Origin of the sequence: Pectobacterium atrosepticum (assembly GCF_000740965.1) — a bacterium.
GTDB lineage: Bacteria > Pseudomonadota > Gammaproteobacteria > Enterobacterales > Enterobacteriaceae > Pectobacterium > Pectobacterium atrosepticum.
The window spans coordinates 531,286-551,203 of sequence record NZ_CP009125.1 but is presented as its reverse complement, the minus strand read 5'-3'; the positions used below and the strand labels follow the sequence as shown (position 1 = coordinate 551,203).

Annotated in this window: 9 protein-coding genes; 2 read left to right on the top strand and 7 right to left on the bottom strand. The window is 55.8% G+C overall.

What is annotated here, in order from left to right:
* Nucleotides 1-142 precede the first annotated feature (142 nt).
* The 7 genes from GZ59_RS02425 to GZ59_RS02395 are packed head-to-tail and all read right to left on the bottom strand — an operon-like array spanning nucleotide 143 to nucleotide 16,262.
* Nucleotides 143-2,257, bottom strand: a complete 2,115-nt coding sequence (locus GZ59_RS02425; RefSeq protein WP_039289837.1) for an amino acid adenylation domain-containing protein — start codon at nucleotides 2,255-2,257, stop codon at nucleotides 143-145.
* Entirely contained in the window at nucleotides 2,254-8,604 is a 6,351-nt protein-coding gene (locus GZ59_RS02420; protein WP_039289834.1) for a non-ribosomal peptide synthetase, read from the bottom strand. Before GZ59_RS02420 ends, GZ59_RS02425 begins: the two co-directional genes overlap by 4 nt.
* Nucleotides 8,605-8,626: 22 nt before the next feature.
* The gene (gene dhbA / locus GZ59_RS02415) at nucleotides 8,627-9,412 is read right to left on the bottom strand and encodes a 2,3-dihydro-2,3-dihydroxybenzoate dehydrogenase (RefSeq protein ID WP_039289831.1); all 786 of its coding nucleotides are present in this window, start codon (nucleotides 9,410-9,412) and stop codon (nucleotides 8,627-8,629) included.
* A 5-nt stretch (nucleotides 9,413-9,417) separates the two neighbouring features.
* Complete coding sequence (locus GZ59_RS02410) at nucleotides 9,418-12,561, bottom strand: non-ribosomal peptide synthetase (RefSeq protein WP_039289828.1); 3,144 nt, start codon at nucleotides 12,559-12,561, stop codon at nucleotides 9,418-9,420.
* Nucleotides 12,558-13,433, bottom strand: coding sequence for an isochorismatase (locus GZ59_RS02405; RefSeq protein ID WP_039289825.1), 876 nt, complete (start codon nucleotides 13,431-13,433; stop codon nucleotides 12,558-12,560). The genes GZ59_RS02410 and GZ59_RS02405 overlap by 4 nt, the downstream gene beginning before the upstream one ends.
* Before the next feature lie 10 nt (nucleotides 13,434-13,443).
* Nucleotides 13,444-15,069, bottom strand: coding sequence for a (2,3-dihydroxybenzoyl)adenylate synthase (locus tag GZ59_RS02400; RefSeq protein ID WP_039289822.1), 1,626 nt, complete (start codon nucleotides 15,067-15,069; stop codon nucleotides 13,444-13,446).
* The gene (locus GZ59_RS02395) at nucleotides 15,066-16,262 is read right to left on the bottom strand and encodes an isochorismate synthase (RefSeq protein WP_039289817.1); all 1,197 of its coding nucleotides are present in this window, start codon (nucleotides 16,260-16,262) and stop codon (nucleotides 15,066-15,068) included. The genes GZ59_RS02400 and GZ59_RS02395 overlap by 4 nt, the downstream gene beginning before the upstream one ends.
* 343 nt (nucleotides 16,263-16,605) lie before the next feature.
* Between GZ59_RS02395 and GZ59_RS02390 the strand changes: the two genes are divergently transcribed.
* Complete coding sequence (locus GZ59_RS02390; RefSeq protein ID WP_011092096.1) at nucleotides 16,606-17,856, top strand: MFS transporter; 1,251 nt, start codon at nucleotides 16,606-16,608, stop codon at nucleotides 17,854-17,856.
* Nucleotides 17,857-17,938: 82 nt separating this feature from the next.
* The gene (locus GZ59_RS02385; RefSeq protein WP_011092095.1) at nucleotides 17,939-19,900 is read left to right on the top strand and encodes a TonB-dependent receptor domain-containing protein; all 1,962 of its coding nucleotides are present in this window, start codon (nucleotides 17,939-17,941) and stop codon (nucleotides 19,898-19,900) included.
* Nucleotides 19,901-19,918 lie beyond the last annotated feature (18 nt).

The window sequence follows — 19,918 nt, the reverse complement described above, 5'->3', positions numbered from 1 at the left end:
CTATCTCCTCAGCATAATTTCTTACGCCGGATAACGGCCAACTCCGATTTCACTCCCTAATTATTTGTGTATTCGGAAACCTCTCATCGCGGAGAAATCACCGCATCATGTCATTGGCCAGCGATGCTGCCCTTTATCACTGTCAGACGTCCGTCAGACGTTTACGATCGACCTTACCGCTGCCAGTTTTGGGAAGCTTATCCAACGTCACGATGCGCCCCGGCACCATGTAAGCGGGCAAGAACTGATGCAGCTGTTTACGCAGCGCCAGCTTGGTCATCTCTGAACCGGGTTTATATTCCACGTAGCCAACCAGCACCGCGTCATCCCCTTCGCCCTGAAGTTTGACGGCCGCATCTTGCACCTGTTCGATCCGTTTCAATTGCGCTTCGATCTCCCCTAATTCGATGCGAAATCCCCGTAATTTCACCTGATCGTCGAAACGCCCAAGATACTGATAGCGATCGTCCCCCAGCAGCCGGACTTTATCACCCGTGCGATACATTCGCTGCCCGGATTCCACCTGCTGAACAAAACGATCCTGCGTCAGATCGTCACGCTGCCAATATCCGCTGCTCAGCGCCTCACCGAGAATGCACAGTTCACCCACCATTCCTTCTGCCAGAGGATGACGATCGTCATCGATCACCAGATGTTGATAGCCCGCCAGCGTATTCCCCAGCGCAATCGTGTGCTGGTTCTCCAGTGCAGCGCCATCAATTTGCGCCATCTGCGACCAAATTGTCGCTTCGGTTGGCCCATAGCAATTCCACAGTGTCTTGCAACGGCTGACCAAGCGCTGTGCCAACCGCAGATCCAGCGCTTCGCCACCGCATAGCGCCACCAAATCAGGTTTACCTTGCCAGCCCGCTTTGAACATCATGCGCCAGAAGGCGGGCGTGGCCTGCAACACGTTGATTTCCGGTCGATCCTGCAAATACGTCGCAACCGCCTGCGGATCTTTGTACTCCTCATGCGTGGTCAGGTGCAGTACGCCACCGACCCACAGCGGCGCAAACACTTCCAGCATCGAGATATCAAAGGCGAGCGTAGTGATAAGCAGCCAGTTAGCGTTATCCGTTAAGGCCAGCCGCTCTACGCTGGCATGAATAAAGGTTTGCAGCGCCCGCTGACCAATCACCACGCCTTTCGGTTTCCCCGTCGAACCGGAGGTAAACATCATATAGGCTGCCGTTTCCGGCCCACCCGCTTGCGCCAACTGTACGCTCGCTGAAGGGGCACGCTCTGCATGCGGTAAATCACAGAGGTTCAGTATTGGGCAGTCAAACGTCAGCGATCCACCGGTATAACCATCCTGCAAGACCGCGGCCAGCGCCGCTTCCTGCTGAATCGCCTGTAGCCGTTCCCCAGGGAAATCCGGCTCCAGCGGCACAAACGTCACCTGAGAAAAGAGGCAGGCCAGCAGCGCCGCGACAGTATCAGGCTGCCGGCTGAGATGCAGCCCTACTCGCTGACCGGCAGTAACACCCTGTGCAGCCAACATCCCTTGAATTAACGCCACACGTTGCAGCAGTTCCCGATAGCTAATGACACGTTCCTGAAAGCGGATCGCGACATGATCCTGACGCGCAGCCTGAGTAAGACGCATGAACAGTTCGTCATGCAGTGCACGCGCCTGCGGCCTGTGGGGTAACGGCGCCACCAGCGGGCTGAGGCGAATTTGCGCCAGCCGCTCCCAGCGCTGTGTCAGCAGACCATCGAGTAGCCGGGTGAGATGGCGGGCAATGCACTGAAGCTGCCGATTATCGAGTTGCCCATCAGGCGCGGTCAGAATTAACCGATCGTTCTGAACCTCTACGATCAGCGCCACCTTTTGCACCACCTTCTGCATCACAACAGGTAGTGATGCTATATCCCCGACGATCAGCACGCTGCTAAACAGCGCATGCAGGGTTTCAGCTGTCAGAACCGCTGGTGCAGGCTGTGGATCGCAGGACGATCCCACCACTGCGATCCACTCGCTGACAAGACGATCGCGCTGCTGAAAATGAGCGATCAACGGCCTCAGGTTGTCAGGAAGATCGGACGTGACAAACGCCGCACACACCTGCTCTTCACCGCTGTACTTGTACAGCAGCCAGCTCCACGCCGCGCACACCAGCGATGCTGGATACTGCTGGAATAGCTCACCGCTGTGGCGCTGTTCCCCGTGTGCGGCACCCGCCCGCTGCCCGAAGGCCGTTGGTTGTTGAATATCGGCCAACAGATTCTCGATGACATCATTGCTCCCTGTCATGACAGCGTTTCCTCATTGGCGGTAACCCTCGACTGTGCCAGATGTCCACTCAGCGCCTGCGGTGAAGGGTAGCGCTGCAATAGCGCCACGCTCACTGGCTGCGCTAACGTACGGCTCAGCGCCTGTGCCAGCGCAATACGCTGGAGCGAATCAACACCGCTTTCACACAACGTCCGTGACCAGAGGTCGGACTCACCGAGGCCGGGTTCACCGAGACGTAGCGTTTGCGCCCATACGCGCAGCAGCGCTTGGGCAAACGGCGTATCAGGCTGGCTGATACTGCTATCCGGCACAATTTTCTGTGCCGCCACCAAGCCTGTCGCTTTATCATGTCCGATAATCTCGGCTGGCTGCTGCGGCGCGCTATTGATCAGCGCCACCACCTCGTCATGCCAACGCATCAGCACCCGACGCGCCTGCGCGCTGTCCAACGCATCTGCATCAAACTCAAAGCGCAGTAGCATGCAGCCAGACTGCTCACGCACCACCAGATTCAGCGGCATCTCTACCTTTTCATAGGCTGCTGAAAACTCAGGATATAGCCGATGCGGATCGTCAGCGCGTTGGCCCTGCTCCGCTTTCGCATCTGGATAGTTCTCATAGATAAACAAGCTGTTGAACAGACGAGAACGTCCAGCCGTAAGCGCAATCAGCGACTGCGTGGCATGCTGATTCATCGCCATCAACTCGTTCTGCAACTGAACCAGATGCTGTTGCAGCAACACGGGCTGCTGCCAGCTCAGCGCCAGCGGCAGACTGTTGATGTACAGACCCACGCTGCTCGCCACGTCTTCCACCGGACTTTCTCTGCCCGACAGCACATTCCCGACAATACTGACCGCATCGCCAGTCGAACGCGCCAGCAGCCGATGCCAGGCATATTGTGCGATAATGCTGGGCGTGACGCCTATTTCACGGGCAAAAGCGGTTAGCGTCGCCTGATCCTGTTCGTTCAGGCTCACGCTGGTGACCTGCGGCTCAATCTGCGTCAGATGCTGACTGAGATCGGCGCGTTTCCCTGCTGCCGCAAACAGCATGGACACATCGTTAGTCTGCGCTAACAGCGACTGTCGCTGCTGCCAGAAAGCATCGACGGCAGGCTGCTGTGCTACGGCGTGCCGCGCATAATCCACATAGGCGCGATCCACCTGAATCGCTGGTGCGTCGCCGTGCATGAACACCTGCCCCTGCATCAGCATCTGATAGTCACGATGTACCGCACCCAGCAGCTGTGGCCCGCTCCAACCGTCGATCACGCTGTGATGACAGCTCAGAAGCACCCGATAGTCCTGCTCGCCCAAACGGAAGCAGGCAATGCGCAACAGCGGCGGCTGCGACAAATTAAATCCGGTACGTAAATCCTGCTGGCGATAGCGTTCGATGACCGCGTGCGGATCGGCATCCTGCATCAAATCCTGATAGTGGAAAGGCAGGTCTGCCTGCTTCACAATCATCTGTACGTTGGCACACTCGCTTTCTAGCGCGGCACGCAAGGCTGGGAAACGCTGAATCTGACGCTGCCACGCCTGACGATAGCCTTCCACATCCAGCGTCTGCGCATAGCGAATCGGCGTTTGCAGATGGTAAGCGTCGTCCTGCGGACAGCGCAGGCGGTGGTATAGCATTGATTGCTGAAGCGATGACAGCGGCAACAGTGTGTCGATGTCATAACGCTGTGACAGGCTGTCGAGCTGCGTCTGGCTCAGATTGATGGCCGGGAAATCGCTGGGGGTAAAGACGACTCCGTGACTTAGCTGTGTCAGACAGGCTTCCGTCAGCGCCCGCAGATTCTCGGTCAGCCGTGTCATCAGGCGTTCGCTGTCACGCTGGTTGAGGCAACCAACCTGACGCAGCGTCAGCTGTCCGCCCGTAATGCCGCCGTGGAGACTGATAACCTCTGCCGGTTTATTCTCCGGTGATACGCAGCATCCCGGCGCGACGTCCACCGGACGCCATGTACCCGCGGCCTGAACCGACAGCCCGAGATAGTTGAACACAATCGGCGACAGCGTCAGCGAATTGCCCTGCGGGTGATGATAACGCAGTGGATTAAACCCGACGCCTTTGTCTGGCACCTGACGCAACTGTTCCTTGCTGGATTGAATCAGAGAAGCCCAGTCTGGCTTATCTTGCAGGCACACCGGATAGGTGCTGGTAAACCACCCGACGGTGCGACTGACATCCAACGTCGGATCAATCGCTTCGCGGCCATGCCCTTCCAGCATGATGCGTGCTTTATCGCCCCAGCCGAGATCGTTTAGCGTGCGCGTCAGCGCCGCCAGCAGCAAATCGCTGACGTCGGTATTAAAGGCACGATTGGCCTCGCTCACCAGTTGGCCCGTAGTTGCCGCATCCAGCGTCAGAATGGCAGCACTGGCATGACCCTGCGGATCTTTAGCCGCCAGTAGCGCCGTCAGATCTACGCCGTCTTCCTGCGCCTGCCAGTACGTCAGCTGTTCCGCATGTTGTGTAGCGTAGTGTTGCAGCGCCGCGCCCCACTGACGATAGCTTGACGTTTTCGGCAGCAGCGGTTCACCGAGGTACAACCGTTCCAGATCGTCAACCAGAATGCGCCAGGAAACGGCATCAATCACCAGATGGTGGAAAGCGAGGAACAAGGCTGTGTCCGCCTGTGGATGGTGCCGCACCAGCGCACAGGCCATCGTTCTTCCCTGCGCAGGATCGAATTCACTCTGCAATGCGGTAAATGCCTGTTGCAGGCCATCGTCGCCAAGCTGGCGATAATCCAGCGTCGGCAAAGCAGGGCAAGGCACATCCGCCAGATAGCGTTGTCCTTCGGCATCACAGCCCAGACGCAGTGCATCGTGCTGTGCCATCAGCGCCTGCAACATCGTGACAAGCCGTTCGGTATCCACTTCCGGCAGTTGGATCATTGCCGCCTGATTCCAGTGTTCAGGACGTACCAGCGACTGCTCCATGAACCAACGCTGAATCGGCAGCAGCGCGAACTCACCTTCCAGCGTGCCCTGCTCCGCGACAGTGCCTGTGTCGCGATTATTCTGCGCCAGCACACGGCACAAACGCCGTACACTTTTCGCTTCGAAAACGTCTTTCACCGTGCAGGCATAGCCTGCGCTGCGCAGTCGGGTTGTGAGTTGAATACTGAGGATAGAGTCACCGCCTAAGCGGAAAAAATCATCCTCAACGCCCAGCGGCGTATTCAGCACGCTGCGCCAAATCGCCAACACGTCCGCTTCCAGCGGATTGTCAGCCTCACCGTCACCCTCGTTTGCTTCCAGCACCGGCGGCAGTTGCTTCATATCGAGCTTACCGTTCGGCGTCAGCGGCATGTCTTCTAACAGCATCAGTCGGAAAGGCACCATGTATTCCGGTAGGTACTTTGCAACATCAATCAGCACGGCGGCAGGTTCCGGCGTGCTGCTGTCAGCTTTCACCGTGGCATAAGCGACCAGCGCCGGACGACTCCCTACCTGCGCCACGATGACTTTAATCTGCTTCAGCGGTGGGCAGACTGCCGCTAGCTGTGCCTCGATTTCACCCGGTTCGATGCGGTAGCCACGCAGTTTAATCTGCTCATCAATACGGCCACAGTATTCATAATCACCGTTGTTCAGCAGTCTGGCCTTGTCACCCGTGCGATAAATGCGCAACGTTGCCGCGCCTTGCCCCGCATTGTTCACATCATTTAGCGTGATGTGCTCGAAGCGGCTGGCGGTCATCTGCGGCTGATTGAGGTAGCCACGCGCCAGCCCAAGCCCCGCAAGGCAAAGCTCGCCCGGCACGCCCACCGGACACAACTGCCCAGCCGCATCCAGAATCAGCGCCTGAATATGGGTGAGCGGTTTACCGATGGTGACGGGCTGGCCTTTACGCAGACGGGTACTCAACGCCGTGACGGTACATTCGGTCGGCCCGTACATGTTGTACAGCGCCACTTTCTCTGCCCAGTTTTCCACCACCGTGTTCGGGCAGGCTTCACCGCCCATGCCAATGGCCTGAATACCGTTAACGTGCTTAGGGTCGAGAATCGACATCAGCGCCGTCGGCAGGATCAGGTGTGTCGCACCCGCCTGTTCGGCCTGCATAATTGCCCGATCGTTGGGCTCACCAAACGCTAACGTTCCGCCGCTGCTTAGCGGCAATAGCGTCGTCATGTTACCGGCGTCAAACGAGAGCGACATGCAGTTGAACATGGTGCTTTGTGGCGTGAAATCGATGCGATCGCGATGATCGTCCAGCAGATTGATCAGCGAACCGTGTTCGATCATCACGCCTTTCGGCAAGCCGGTCGATCCCGAGGTGTAGATCACCTGTGCCAGCTGTTGTGCGTGGCGCGGAATTGCTGGGGGTTCATCACCCGGCAGATCCTGCCACTGCTCGACAACAGCAGGATCGGTCAGATCGATACGCTGTTCGGCTGACCATTGCGCCAGCTGTTGCCCATCACCGCCGAGAATAACGGCAAGATTGGCATCGGTAATGATGTGGCGCAGTCGCTCTGGCGGATATTCAGGATCCAGCGGCACATAGGCTGCACCCGCTTTCCAAATGGCCAGTAGCGCAATGACAAAATAGCGATCGCGTTTCGCCAGCACGCCAACCAGCGACTGTTCGCCCAGACCCTGACGGTGCAGCCAGTGTGCGAGCTGGTTAGCCTGCCTGTTCAGTTCGGCATACGTCAGCGTGTCGGTGCGCTGCTCACCATCAAAGGCAATCGCCAACTGCTGTGGATCGCGCTGTGCCACGGCTTCAATCACGTCGGTTACCGTCAGTTGTGGCTGCGGATAGCTACGCGGCAACTGCTGGGTTTCCGCCAGCACAGCGGCAAATCGATCCGTTTCCATCAACGGCAGATGCCAGACATCGGTTTCCGGATTTTCCACCACGGCTTCGATCAGCCGGATAAAGCGGTCGGCGTAATACTGGATCGTCTGGCGCTCAAACAGCGCAGTGGCAAACAGCCAGTCCAGCCGAACTTCGCCCATCAGTTCCGTCACTTTGACCGAAATGTCCGTCTTGGCAGGCAGCACCGGCGAAGTTTCCTCCGCCGCATCACAGCCAGGGATCAGATCGTTGAAATCCACTTTGGCTTGATAAACCAGCATCACCTGGAAGATCGGATTGATCGCCGTGGTACGATCGGACCCGATCGCCTCACTCAGCGCTTCAAAGCGATAGAGCTGATGATCGAAGGCCGAGAGATCCTGTTCGCGGCAGTATTGCAGGTAATCGACAAAGTTCTGGCTGTCCTGCAATTGGGTACGTAGCACGATGGTGTTAACGAAGAAGCCGACAACATCTTCGATATCCGGCCGCTCGCGATAGGCCAGCGGGGAGCCAATCACAATGTCTTTCTCGCCGCTGATACGCGCCAGCATCAGGGAGAACACAGCATGAAGACCAATGAAGTTAGACGTATTGTAGCGCTGACACAGGCGCTTGAATTTATCCCACAGATCGTTGTTGATCGCGGAGAAGATCACCTCACCACCGCTGTTCTGGTGCGCCGGACGCGGTTTATCCAGCGGAAGGCTGTGCACTTCCGGAATCCCCGTCAGCCGCTCAACCCAGAACGGTTTGAATTCGTTGTGGTAATCCAGAAATGCGTCGGAATTGAACCAGTGTGCGTAGTCGATATAGTTAAGCTGAGTGGTCTCGACAGGATAAGGCTGGCGGTTTTGACAGGCCAAAAAGGCCGGTTTGAAGTCAGCAAACAGATTCTTCACCGACCAGCCATCGGAAATGATGTGGTGCTGGGTGATCATCAGAACGTGCGTCCGCTCGCTCATCTTCACCAGCCGCACGCGGGTGAGATCGCCCGCCGTGAGATCGAATGGACGGCTGATTTCCGCTTTCACCTGCTGCTGTAAACGCCCTTCCCGTTCAGCTTCTGGTAACAGAGAGAAGTCATCATGCTGTATCACAAACGGTTGATAGGCATCGATACGCTGCTCACCCTTGCCCTGTTCATTAACCACAAAACGGGTGCGCAGGCTGGCATGGCGCTGCGCCAGCGCATCAAAGGCAAACTCCAGCGCGGCCACATCCAGCGTGCCGGTCAGACGAAAATAGACCGGCATGTTGTAGAGGTGTGATTGCTCTTCGTATTGTTCGATAAACCATAGCCCGCTTTGCGATGACGACAGCGGGCCAGACGTCGCATTCTGCGGCGTGATGGGGCGTTCAAACGCCTGCTGCGCCGTCAGGCAGCGCACGATAGCGTCTTTGTTTTCCTTAATCGTGCGCCCAATTTCTGCCGTGATCGCTTCTTTATTGGACTGCGAAATCAGCTGTCCTTGCGTATTTAACGCCAGACGCACACCCTGCCGTTCCAGCTGCTTTAACAGCGTTACGATATCTTTCATGACTTGTCACTCTCTCAGCAAATCAGGCCGTTAGCGTTGCCCCGCCATCCACCACCACGTCCTGCATGGTGATGTGGCTGGCCAGATCGGAAGCCAAAAAAACCACGGTATTGGCGATCTCTTCCGGCTGAGCAATCTTGCCCAGCGGAATCCCCAGCTTGTACTGGTCAGGAAAGCCCGCGATAGTGCGCTGTTCCGCATCGGCGCTGTGCCACATGCCGCGCTGCATCGGCGTATCCGTCGATCCTGGCGACACCAAATTACAACGCACGCCGTAAGGCGCCAGTTCCAGCCCTGCGCAGTGAGACAGGCTGGTGAGCGCCGCTTTCGAAGCACAGTACGCCGCCATCTGCATGCGAGGAATATGTGCGGCATTAGAGCCGACGCAGACAATCGCGCCACGGCGCTGCTGCTTAAAGTGCGGCACCAGCGCGTTCAACAGATAAAACGCGCCAGAGGCATTGACGTTAATACACTGCTGCCAGTCGTCCACGCTCAGCGCATCGATATCACCTAAACGCAGAATCCCGGCGGCATTGACCAGAACGTCTAGCCCCGTTTCCGCCAACTGCTGACGACACACCGCCGCCACGCTGTTCGGCTCGCTGATATCCAGCGTCACGCAGCGAAACGGGCGATCGTTATACGGGGAAGCGTTATGTTGGAATGCGCGATCGAATCCGATCACGTTCGCGCCGAGCGCGACAAACTGGCGGGCAATGCTTTCGCCAATGCCGCTCGCCGCGCCGGTTACCCAGACGGTCTGGCCGCTGAAATCAAACTGAAGAGGTTGTGCCTTGTTCATCATTTTCCCTACCACACCATTTCCACGCTGTTTTCATCCTGTGACAGCCTGTCGTCCAGATAGCGGCAGAAGTCGCTGAGCTGTGGATGATCGAACACATCAGAGACTTTGATGCTGACAGAAAACTCTGCGGCCAGACGATTTACGATCTGGATGGTTTGCAGTGACTGTCCACCCAGTTCGAAGAAGTTATCCCGCGATTGAATCCCCGACACACCGAGGATCTGCTGCCAGATGGCGCTGACCCGATTCTCGGTGTCGCTGGCTAGCGCCTGCGTCGGTGCATCATCGTGATATTCCGCCAGCAGACGCTTGCGATCGACCTTATTGGACCCGGTTTTCGGCAACTGATGGAAAGCACGATAATCGGTGGGGATCATGGCAGACGGCAGTACACTGCTCAGGCGTTGTTTCAGCGCACGCGCATCGATCTCGCCCTCTTTCGTGGCGACAAACGCCACCAGCCGCCGTACGCCGTTGGGGTAAACAATGCCCTGCACGCAGGCTTCATCGACATCCGGCTGCGCCAGCAAATGGGATTCTACTTCCCCTGGCTGAATCCGATAGCCGCTGATTTTAAATTCGTTATCCATGCGCCCGAGGTACAACAGGTGTCCTTTTTCCAGACGCACTCTGTCACCCGTGCGGTAGGCTGGCAGATGTCGATCGCCCACCGCCAACTGCGTAAACGCGGTGTGTTCCGTACCGATGTAACCCGCGGCCAGCGTTGGCCCCAGCAGCACCAGTTCACCTTCCGCCGCAGGGCGATCGCCCGCCGCCAGAACCAGTGCGTTTACCCCAGCCAACGGCAGACCGATAGGGAGCTGCGCCACATCAGCAGACTGGGTTTGCAGGTCGCAACTGGTCGCCACCACCGTGGTTTCAGTGGGGCCATATGTGTTGATTAAACGCAACGTGTCCGGCGCGTGGCGTTGCCACTGCACCAGCTGTTCGGGATACACGGCTTCACCACCGATGATGATAGCGCGCAGTGCAGAAGGCATGGTTAGCGTGCCAGTTTTCAGCCCCACCACCCATTCGTTCCAGAATGCAGTCGGCAGATCGAGCAGCGTAATCGCCTGTGCGTCTACCTGTTCGACAAAGGTGGGAATCGATTCCAGCATTTCATCGGTACGCAGCACCAGCGTCGCACCACTGGTCAGCGTGGCAAAAACCTCTTCGATGCTGGCATCAAAGTTAAACGGAGCAAATTGCAGCACGCGATCCTCTGCACGCAGGCCGTAGCGCTGACGTGCCGCCGCCGTGAAGTGATCCAGCGCGCTGGCACCGATCTCCACGCCTTTCGGCAATCCGGTCGATCCCGAAGTGAACATGACATAAGCAATCTGGCCTTCTCTCGATTCCGCAGTCGGCAGCGCCACGGCCTGCGCGCTGGATGACAAAAGATGCCCCGCCAGAACGATTTCACCGGAAAAGACGGAGGCCAGCCGATGCTGGTAATCCGCCTGCGTCACAATCGTACGCAGCCCGGCAATCTGGATGATGTGCTGCTGACGTTCACGCGGCTGTTCAGGGTCGAGCGGCACATAAACCGCGCCGCACTGCATCACGGCCAGCAAACTGATAATGGTTTCAGGGCTACGGTTCAGCATAATGCCGATGCGTTCACCGGGCTGTACGCCGCGCTCATGTAGCGCCGCAGCGGCCTGACCGCTCAGATCCAGCAGTTGCTGATAACTGTATTGTCGATCGCGCTGCGCCAATGCGATATAACTCGGGTTCTTACGCGCCTGCTTGGTAATCGCCGTCAGAACCGGCTCAACAAACGGTTCAGGTTCGCGGCTGGTGATCAGTGCCAGTTCACGTTCTTCACGCAGCCAGCGTCCTAGCAGTTCGCCGCTGGTTTGCTGCGGCTGCGCCAGCCAGCGCTGAAGCAGCGTGAACAGGGTTTCTTGCAGGCTGGCAAGCGCTTCTGCGCTGTAACAGGCTGGATTGGCATCAAAGTCCAATACCGGCGTGCCATCCGGTTTGAAATGGATCTCGATCGTCAGATCTTCTACCGGCCCGGCGCTAAGATTCAGCGTACTGGACGACAGCGATCCGTAATTGAGCGGATGATCGAACGGCATGATATTGATCAGCGGCCCGAAAAGGCGCTGTTCGCCGCCGACGCGATTCAGATCGCGACGTAAATGCTCATAGCGATAGTGCTGATGACGACGGAGCGTGCGTTTGGTGCGGGCAACCTGTTGCGCCAGCGCCACAAAATTTGCCTGTTCATCCACCTGAATACAGAGCGGCACGATATTCATCTGCATGCTCGGCACCATCAGCGAGGCGGAGCCGATACGGTTCATCACCATCATTCCGAACGTCAGTCGGTCGCTGCCGGACACCAGTTTCAGGTGCGTTGCCAGCATCGCCAAAAACAGATCCGGCCAGCTGATTTTATTGCCTTCACACAGCGCGGTCAGCGGCTGCCAGAGATCATCTGGCATGTCACAGCTTTGGCGCAAAAAACGCGCGGCTATCGGTGCTTTCTTCTCATTGAAACTGGCGGGTTCCGGCATCGAGTTCAACGTCTCTAGCCAGAAATCACGCGCCTGCGCCGTCTGCCCGCTAGCATCGCGCTGCCGTTCCTCTTCCAACACCTCACTGAACGGACCAAACTCGGCCACTGGAGCGGACTGCCCCGTCGTCAGCGCGGTGTAGATCTGGGCGATGCGTTGAAACAGCATCGTGGTGCCAAAGCCGTCCAACGCAATGTGGTGAACACAACTGTAGAGAAAATCGCGTTTTTCACCGCACAGCAGCGCAAAGCGGCAGGGTAATCCGTTCAGTAAATCCAGCGGCAGAGAGATTTCGTCACGCGCCCACTGACGTATCGTCTGCTCTTCGTCCATCATCGATGCGGGCAACAGTTCTACAATCGGCAGCACGCCAATCGGAACGGGCAGTTGCGAAGCTACAAAACCGATCTCTGGTTGCTCTGCATGTTCACCCGCAACCTCAACAAACTGGCAGTACAGGCACTCGCATTCCATCACAGCCTGACGGATCGCACTCAGCATGGCGTCAATATCGACTTTGCCATCAAATGCGATGCACTCCGCCGTGTTGAACGTCGCTTTATCATCGTTCAGGGCATGGCCTAACCACAGCCCGCGCTGCGCAACGCTCAACGGCTTCATAATGCGGCTCCCTGCTGTTTTTCGATCAGCGCCCACCATGCATTCAGGCTAGGGTTACGCGCCAGATCGACAAAGCTCAGGGTGACGCCCTGATTGCGCCATTCGGTCAGCAGCGCCATCATGCGCACCGAGTCCAGACCATAGTCGATCAGGTTTTCATCTTCATCAAACTGATCTTCTTCTTCATCAATCAAGCTCAGCAGATGCGCTCTCAGTCCTTGTTTCGTCAATGCCTGTGCCATTTTTGCTCCCGTAAGTTCTGCCGTGCTAACCACCCGTCCGGCGCGCGTCGCAACATATTTCAGCGCCATCAGGTGTTCCTGAAGTGAGAAATCCGCAATCGCATCGCCCACCATGAAGGGCTTGATATCGCGCATGAAGGCATCCGTCGCGGTAATCATGCAGCCGATATGTCCGTAAACGCCGCAGATAATCAGCTGATCTTTACCCATCTCTTTCATCATCGGTTCCAGCGGGGAACGATGGAATGCGCTGTAGCGCCACTTCACCAGCACCGTGTCATGCTCATCCGGAGCAAGGGCACTCACAACACGCTGTTTCTCTGGATGATTGTTCAGCCCTGCGCCCCACATATCGTTCAGCAGCGCACGGTCAGCGGCGCTCTGCGTGTTAGGCTGCGCGGTATACACCACCGGGATCCCCTGCGCTTTACAGTAGGTTCGCAGCGCCGAAATGTTCTCAATCAGCTGTTGTGCCAGCGGGCTATCCGCACCATAGAAATTCACGAAATAGTCCTGCATGTCGTGAATCAGCAGCACCGCACGTTCAGGTTCAAACGCCCAGGAAACGTTGTTTTCAGGGAAATCCTGTGCGCGCGGCAGGGGATAAGAAGCAATAGAAGGGATTGCCATCACAAAATCCTTATTTATTTTGAATGCTAAGTTGGGTCTGGATGCGCTGACGGAGTGATTTCTTATCAATCTTACCGACTGGTGTGACGGGCAAGGTGTCGATCATCTCGAAGCGGTCCGGCAGTTTGAATTCGGCAATACCCTGATTGCGAAGATATTTTCTTAACGTGATGGCTTTCAGCGAAGAATCGCTGACCACCAGAAAAGCGCAGCTTTTTTCGCCCATGACCGGATCGGGCATGGACACCAGCGCGGCATGGAGAATGCCGTCATGTTTAAGCAGCAGATTTTCGATCTCTTCGGCAGCGATCTTTTCACCACCGCGGTTAATCTGATCTTTTTCCCGCCCGACCACACGCAAGTAGCCCTCTTCGGTCATCTGCACCACATCGCCCGAGTGGTAGAAACCGTCACTGTCGAAAGCGCGGGTATTGTGCTCCGGGCTGCGGTAATAACCACGGAAGGTATACGGGCCACGCGTCGCCAATAGCCCCGCCTCGCCTCTCGGCAGCGGATTACCGTCCCTGTCCAACACCTTCACTTCATCGTCTGGGCTCATCGGGTAGCCCTGCGTGGTAAAAATGTGCTCGTCGCTGTCGTCAAGTCGGGTATAGTTCACCAGCCCTTCCGCCATCCCCAACACCTGTTGCAACTGACAGCCCAGCACCGCCGGAATACGACGTGCGACGGTTTCACTCAGCTTCGCCCCACCCACCTGTAAGATCTTCAGGCTACGCAGCGCTTCACCAAACTGTTCTGCCGCTTGGATCCACAGCGCGGCAGCAGGCGGCACAAGTGATGTAATATCGATCTGATGACGTTCGATCAGCGGGAAACAGGTCATCGCTCCCGGATCGGACGCCAACACGACCCGTCCACCGGCGTAAAATACGCCCAGTGAACCGGGTGAACTTAACGGGAAGTTATGCGGTGCGGGCAACGCACACAGGTAGCGGGTTTGTGGCGTCAGCACGCAGATTTCCACGCTGCGGCGCACGCTGTAGTAGTAATCATCATGGGTGCGGGGAATCAGCTTCGGCGTGCCGGTACTGCCGCCAGAAAGCTGAAAGAAGGCGACCTGCCCCGACGCGGAAGGCTGGTACTTACTGGCCGAAGCGTGCGGTTGCAGCCAGTCCGTCAGACTGTGCCCCAGCGGACTGTCTCCAAGCATCACCACTGTTTTCAGGCTAGGGACCTGCGTTTGTAGCCGATCCAAAAACTCACCATTGCCAAACAGCGGATGTTCGGCCGATGCGATCAGCAAGCGCGGTTCGATCTGCGTGGCGTAAGACAGCAGCTCCAGCTTGTTATGGCTGAACAGCGCGTTAACCGGCGCGACGCCCATTTTCAGCAACGCAAAAAAGGTCAGGTAAAATTCGGCCACGTTCGGCAACTGCACCAGCGCGGTGTCACCACAGCGCAGGCCGTTTTGCGTCAAGCGCGATGCCAGCGCGGAAGACTGTCGATCCAGCTCCCGATAACTCCACTGACGTTCGCCGCACACGACCGCAACCGCATCGGGCTGTGTCGCCAGATGACGTTCCCAGGCATCCGTTAGCGGCAGGCCGACCCAGTATCCCTTGTCGCGATAACGCTGTGCCAGTTCCTCTGGCCAGGGCGTAAATTCAATGCTCATAGTCCATCCACACCAGAGTTAAGCCCAAACGCATTCAGCATCGTGTTTAATTTAGCGGCGGTTTCAGCCCATTCATCCTCGGGGACGGATGCCTCAACAATACCCGCCCCAGCAAACAGGCGGACTTTATTGTGTTTTATGGTGCCGCAGCGAATGACTATCACCCATTCGCCATCACCGTTAGCATCACACCAGCCGACGATCCCGCTGAATACGCCACGATCGTGCGGTTCCAGTTCGGCGATCAACTGACGAGCTTCCTGCGTGGGGAAACCGCATAGTGCGGGGGTCGGATGTAGCTGACAGGCGACCTGAAGTGCTGTCATATCCGGGTTCGCCAGTTCACCGCGGATCGCAGTGGACAAGTGCCACATCGAGGCAGTACTCATCAGCGAGGGAGCCGATGGAATGGTTAACGACGCGCACAGCGGCATCAGGCGTTGACGAATGTCGTCCACCACCAGCTTATGCTCGTGCTTGTCTTTGCCTGAATTCAGCAAACGCTGGCTGTTCAGATAGTCCAGATGTTCATCGTTCATCCGTCGTGCCGATCCCGCCAGTGGATTAGACACAATCACGTTTCCCTGCTTACGCAGCAGCAGTTCAGGGCTGGCACCCAGCAATACAGAGCCATCCGGCAATGGCAGTGAGAAGTGATATCCACCGGCGTTTTGCACCATCAGATTGTTGAGGATCGTTTGCGCCTTAACAGGGCTCGCCAGTTCAATGTCCAGAATGCGTGACAGCACTGCTTTGCTCAGTTCACCACGACGGAAGCGCTCAACGGCCTCTGCCACAATGGACTTGAACTGACATTCGTCTGGGACACTGTTTAGCGTTAACGCTTTTGGTGCCGCAGTCGTGTGCTTACGAGCACGGCTGACGAGTTCAGACTTCGTCGTAACGGTATAACTATCAGGGATGTAGAGACAAGATGGTTGCGTGGTATCAAAAGGAATCGCTCCCACAACAATAGGCAGCGATTGCCCTGCCTGACGTGCCCGTTGGAATGCCTGCGCGATGGCAAGGCTAAGCTCGTCATTGTGCGAGCCTGGAGCACAAACAGGGGACGAAATACGTTCAAATAAGCCGGAAGTAGAAAGGCTTCGGTGTTCCGATGCATATAAAAAAGCGGTCTGTTCCGAATAGGTTAGTCCGCTAAATGTTTCAGTTTCTGAAATCAGTGTATCCACAAGACAGCTCCTGCGCTCGCAAATTAAATACCAATGATTATTAAAATAATTATCATTCATATTAAGCGCAGTTAAATTACACTGAAGTAACGTGTTCGGTCAATCCTTCCACACAATGGTTATTCACGCCCACTAATTGGGGGTTATATTGATGTTAATCAATTTTATTGTTCATCTTTCATAACGGTTAATGGTTAGCAATAAGAATGTATTGATTATAAAACCCACATCACAGTTGATAATGAAAATAGTTATCATTTATTGTCAATAAAATTAAGCTGCGCTAGACTGCGCAAATATTTTACTAACTGTGTCTAAATGTGAGCCTGTCATGGATGAAAGCATGTACCGCCCGCACACCCGATCCGTTGTGCATCTGGCGTTGCTCATCAACATGCTTTCCCTCGGTAGCCTGATGATGGTGATGCCGTTAGGACCCGATTTCGTCAGCGCCCTGTCCATGGATGCCAAGAACATCGGCTACATCAGCGGCGGCGCAACGTTTGCTTCTGCCATCGTCGGCTTCCTCGCCGCACCTTATCTGGACAGATTTAACCGTAAACATGCCCTGATCGTTCTGCTGACGCTGCGCTTCGGCCTGACGGCAGCCTGTATGTTCTCCACCAGCCAAACCGATCTTTTGCTGCTGTTCATTCTAGCGGGCTGTGTTGCCGGGCCGGCATCCGGTGTGTTGATGGCGGCGGTTGTCGATATTGTGCCGGCCAACGAACGCGGAAAGCAGCTGGCCTATGTCGGCATGAGCTTTTCACTCGCAGCTATTGTCATCATGCCGCTGTCGCTGGAACTGGCTCACCGTATTAACTGGCAAGCGCCGTTTTATACGTTCGGCCTCGGCGGCCTGCTGTTGGTTTTATTAGTGCTGTGGCGGTTCCCTTCCATGCCGCCGACGCACCGGGCTCAGCAAAAGCTTGATCCTAGTAAAGCACCGACTTCTGTATTACAGGACCTGCTGGCCTCTCCCCTTTTCGTGTTGGGACTGACGGTGATGTCGCTACAAATGTTCGGGCATTTCCTGCTGATTCCCCATTTTTCCAACTATTTTCAGTTCAATCTCGCTTTCCCTCGGGATGACATTTCCCTGCTCTACCTCTGCGGCGGGCTGGCAAGCATGGTGACCATGCAACTGTGCGGTAACCTGTTGGATCGCGGGTATGCCAGCCAGACGGTCGTGGTAACGACGCTGCTGCTGGCCGTTGTCATTCTCTGCGGTTTCGTTTTGCCCTTTTCGCTTTCCCTGTATCTGGTGTTCACCCTATTCATGGCGCTCAGCGCGGCCCGTTCCAGCAGCACGCTGGCGATTACCGCGGGTATTCCGCTGCCGCATCAGCGCGCTGCGTTCATGTCCTATCAGGGAACTGCGGCCAACGTGGCATCGGGGCTTGCCAGCGTCGCCTCTGCCGCTTATCTGAGCACCTCCGCAGAGGGAAAAATTGACGGATTCTCACAGCTCGCCATCGCCAGCACCGTATTTGCGCTGGCAGCCATGCTGCTGACCCTACGCTTGATTCCGCAGTTGGCTGAACGTGGCCGGAAAATGGCAGCACGCCAATCGGCACAGGTGACTGAGCAATAAACTGATCGATTCATGCAACGAATGGGTCGGCAGCACGTTACTTACGGGGATATTTTTTCCACTCTTTGATGGGGTCTTTGACATGCAGCTAAAACCGGAAAGTCGCTTTTCACATCATCATTTTCCACACAGCAAGGTGTATCGCGCCCTGCTGGTGACGGGGTTACTGACACTGCCTGCGCTGGCACAGGCAGAAAACGCGGCAGATGAAAAAATCGTCGTGACAGCAACACAGACGAAACACACCACGCTAAGCGCCCCCGCCAGCGTCTCTGTCATCACCCACGCCGAACTGGAAAAGATGTCGGTGAATAACGTTTCCGATGCGGTGAAAAAGCTGCCAGGCATTAACATCAACCCGTCTACCAGCTATGGTCGTAACGAAATCAAGATCCGTGGTATGAAAGCGGACTATACCTTACTGCTGATCAACGGCCGTCGGGTCAATTCCCGCGATGCGCTTGCTGGCAACATGGGGAATGATTTCGATCTGAGTGCGATTCCCATCTCAGCGATCGAACGTGTCGAAGTGATCCGTGGGCCTATGTCCTCCCTGTACGGTGCCGATGCTCTGGGCGGTGTCATTAACGTCATCCTGAACCAACCGAGTAACGAACTCAAAGGCGAAATTGGCTATAACTTTGAAGCGCCAACAGAAGGATCTGGCGGCGACCATAACCGCCTGAACGGTTATATCAGCGGGCCACTCATAGAAAACACGCTGCTGGGGAGCTTGCTGGCCGATGGCGGAAAACGTGACGCATGGAAAACTGAACAGTCGGTAAATCAGAATACCGATGCACTGGAAAAACGTGATAATTACAGTGTGATGGGAAATTTAACGTGGTTGATTGATGCCCAACAGAGCCTGGATTTCGACGCCACATATACCAAAGACGACCGTGACGTACGATGGAATAACTATGGCACGGCAGTTCGCAACATTCAAAAAATGGAGCGACTGGGGCTGGGATTAACGCACAACGGCAGTTGGGATAACGTCGATACACGTCTGCGCTATTTCTATGAAAATGTGGAATTGATGGATAATTCCCAACTCAATAATGGCAAAGCGGACATTACGCAGGACAACCATACTGTTGACGGACAGGCCTCCGGCTATCTGGGCGATCATCTACTGACCGGTGGCGGAGAATATCGCCTAACCTCATTGAAACACAGCATGAACTTGCCCAACAGCACCATTGACGTGAGTCAGGGAGCGCTCTTTCTGCAAGACGAATTCAAGCTATCTGACCTGGCATTAACCTTCGGCGGACGTGTCGATAAGCATGAGACTTATGGTACAGAATTCAGCCCGCGCGCTTATGCCACCTATAGCCTCACCGACAACTGGGTGGTAAAAGGCGGCGTCAGTAAAGCGTTTAAAGCCCCCTCAATTGCGCAGTCATCTGAATCGTATGCCATCGCCGCCTGCCGTGGCCGTTGCCAGACGGTAGGTAATCCGGATTTGAAGCCAGAAACGTCAATCAGCTATGAAATCGGCACCGCTTATGAAGCTGAACGCTTTGGCGCAGGCGTTACGCTATTTAATAACGATATTAAAGACATGATTCAGGTTCAGACCTGGGACAGAGTTGCGACGCGCCTCACCTACGAAAATGTGAATAAAGCGCGAATTCAGGGTATTGAAACCTCATTCTGGGTCGATGTGACAGATGACCTGAACTGGACCACTAACTGGACTATTGTCGATGCCGAAGACCGCACGACAAAAATGCGACTGAAACAAACACCGAAAAATACGGTTAACACCCAGTTGAACTGGCAGACGTTAGATAACCTATCGACTTATATTGCTTACCAATACACCGGTAACCAGTATCTGTTTGATAAAGAAGTCAGTAAGACTCGTGGCTTTAACACCGTGGATATCGGTGCCACCTATACGCCGGTTAAAAATGTGGACCTTAAGCTGGGCCTCACTAACCTGACCAACGAAAAACGGGATTACGTCGCGACCAACAACGACTACTTCCTGTCTGGACGTACGGTGTACGGCGGCGTTAGCTACAAGTTCTGATTCCTATAAGTTCTAATG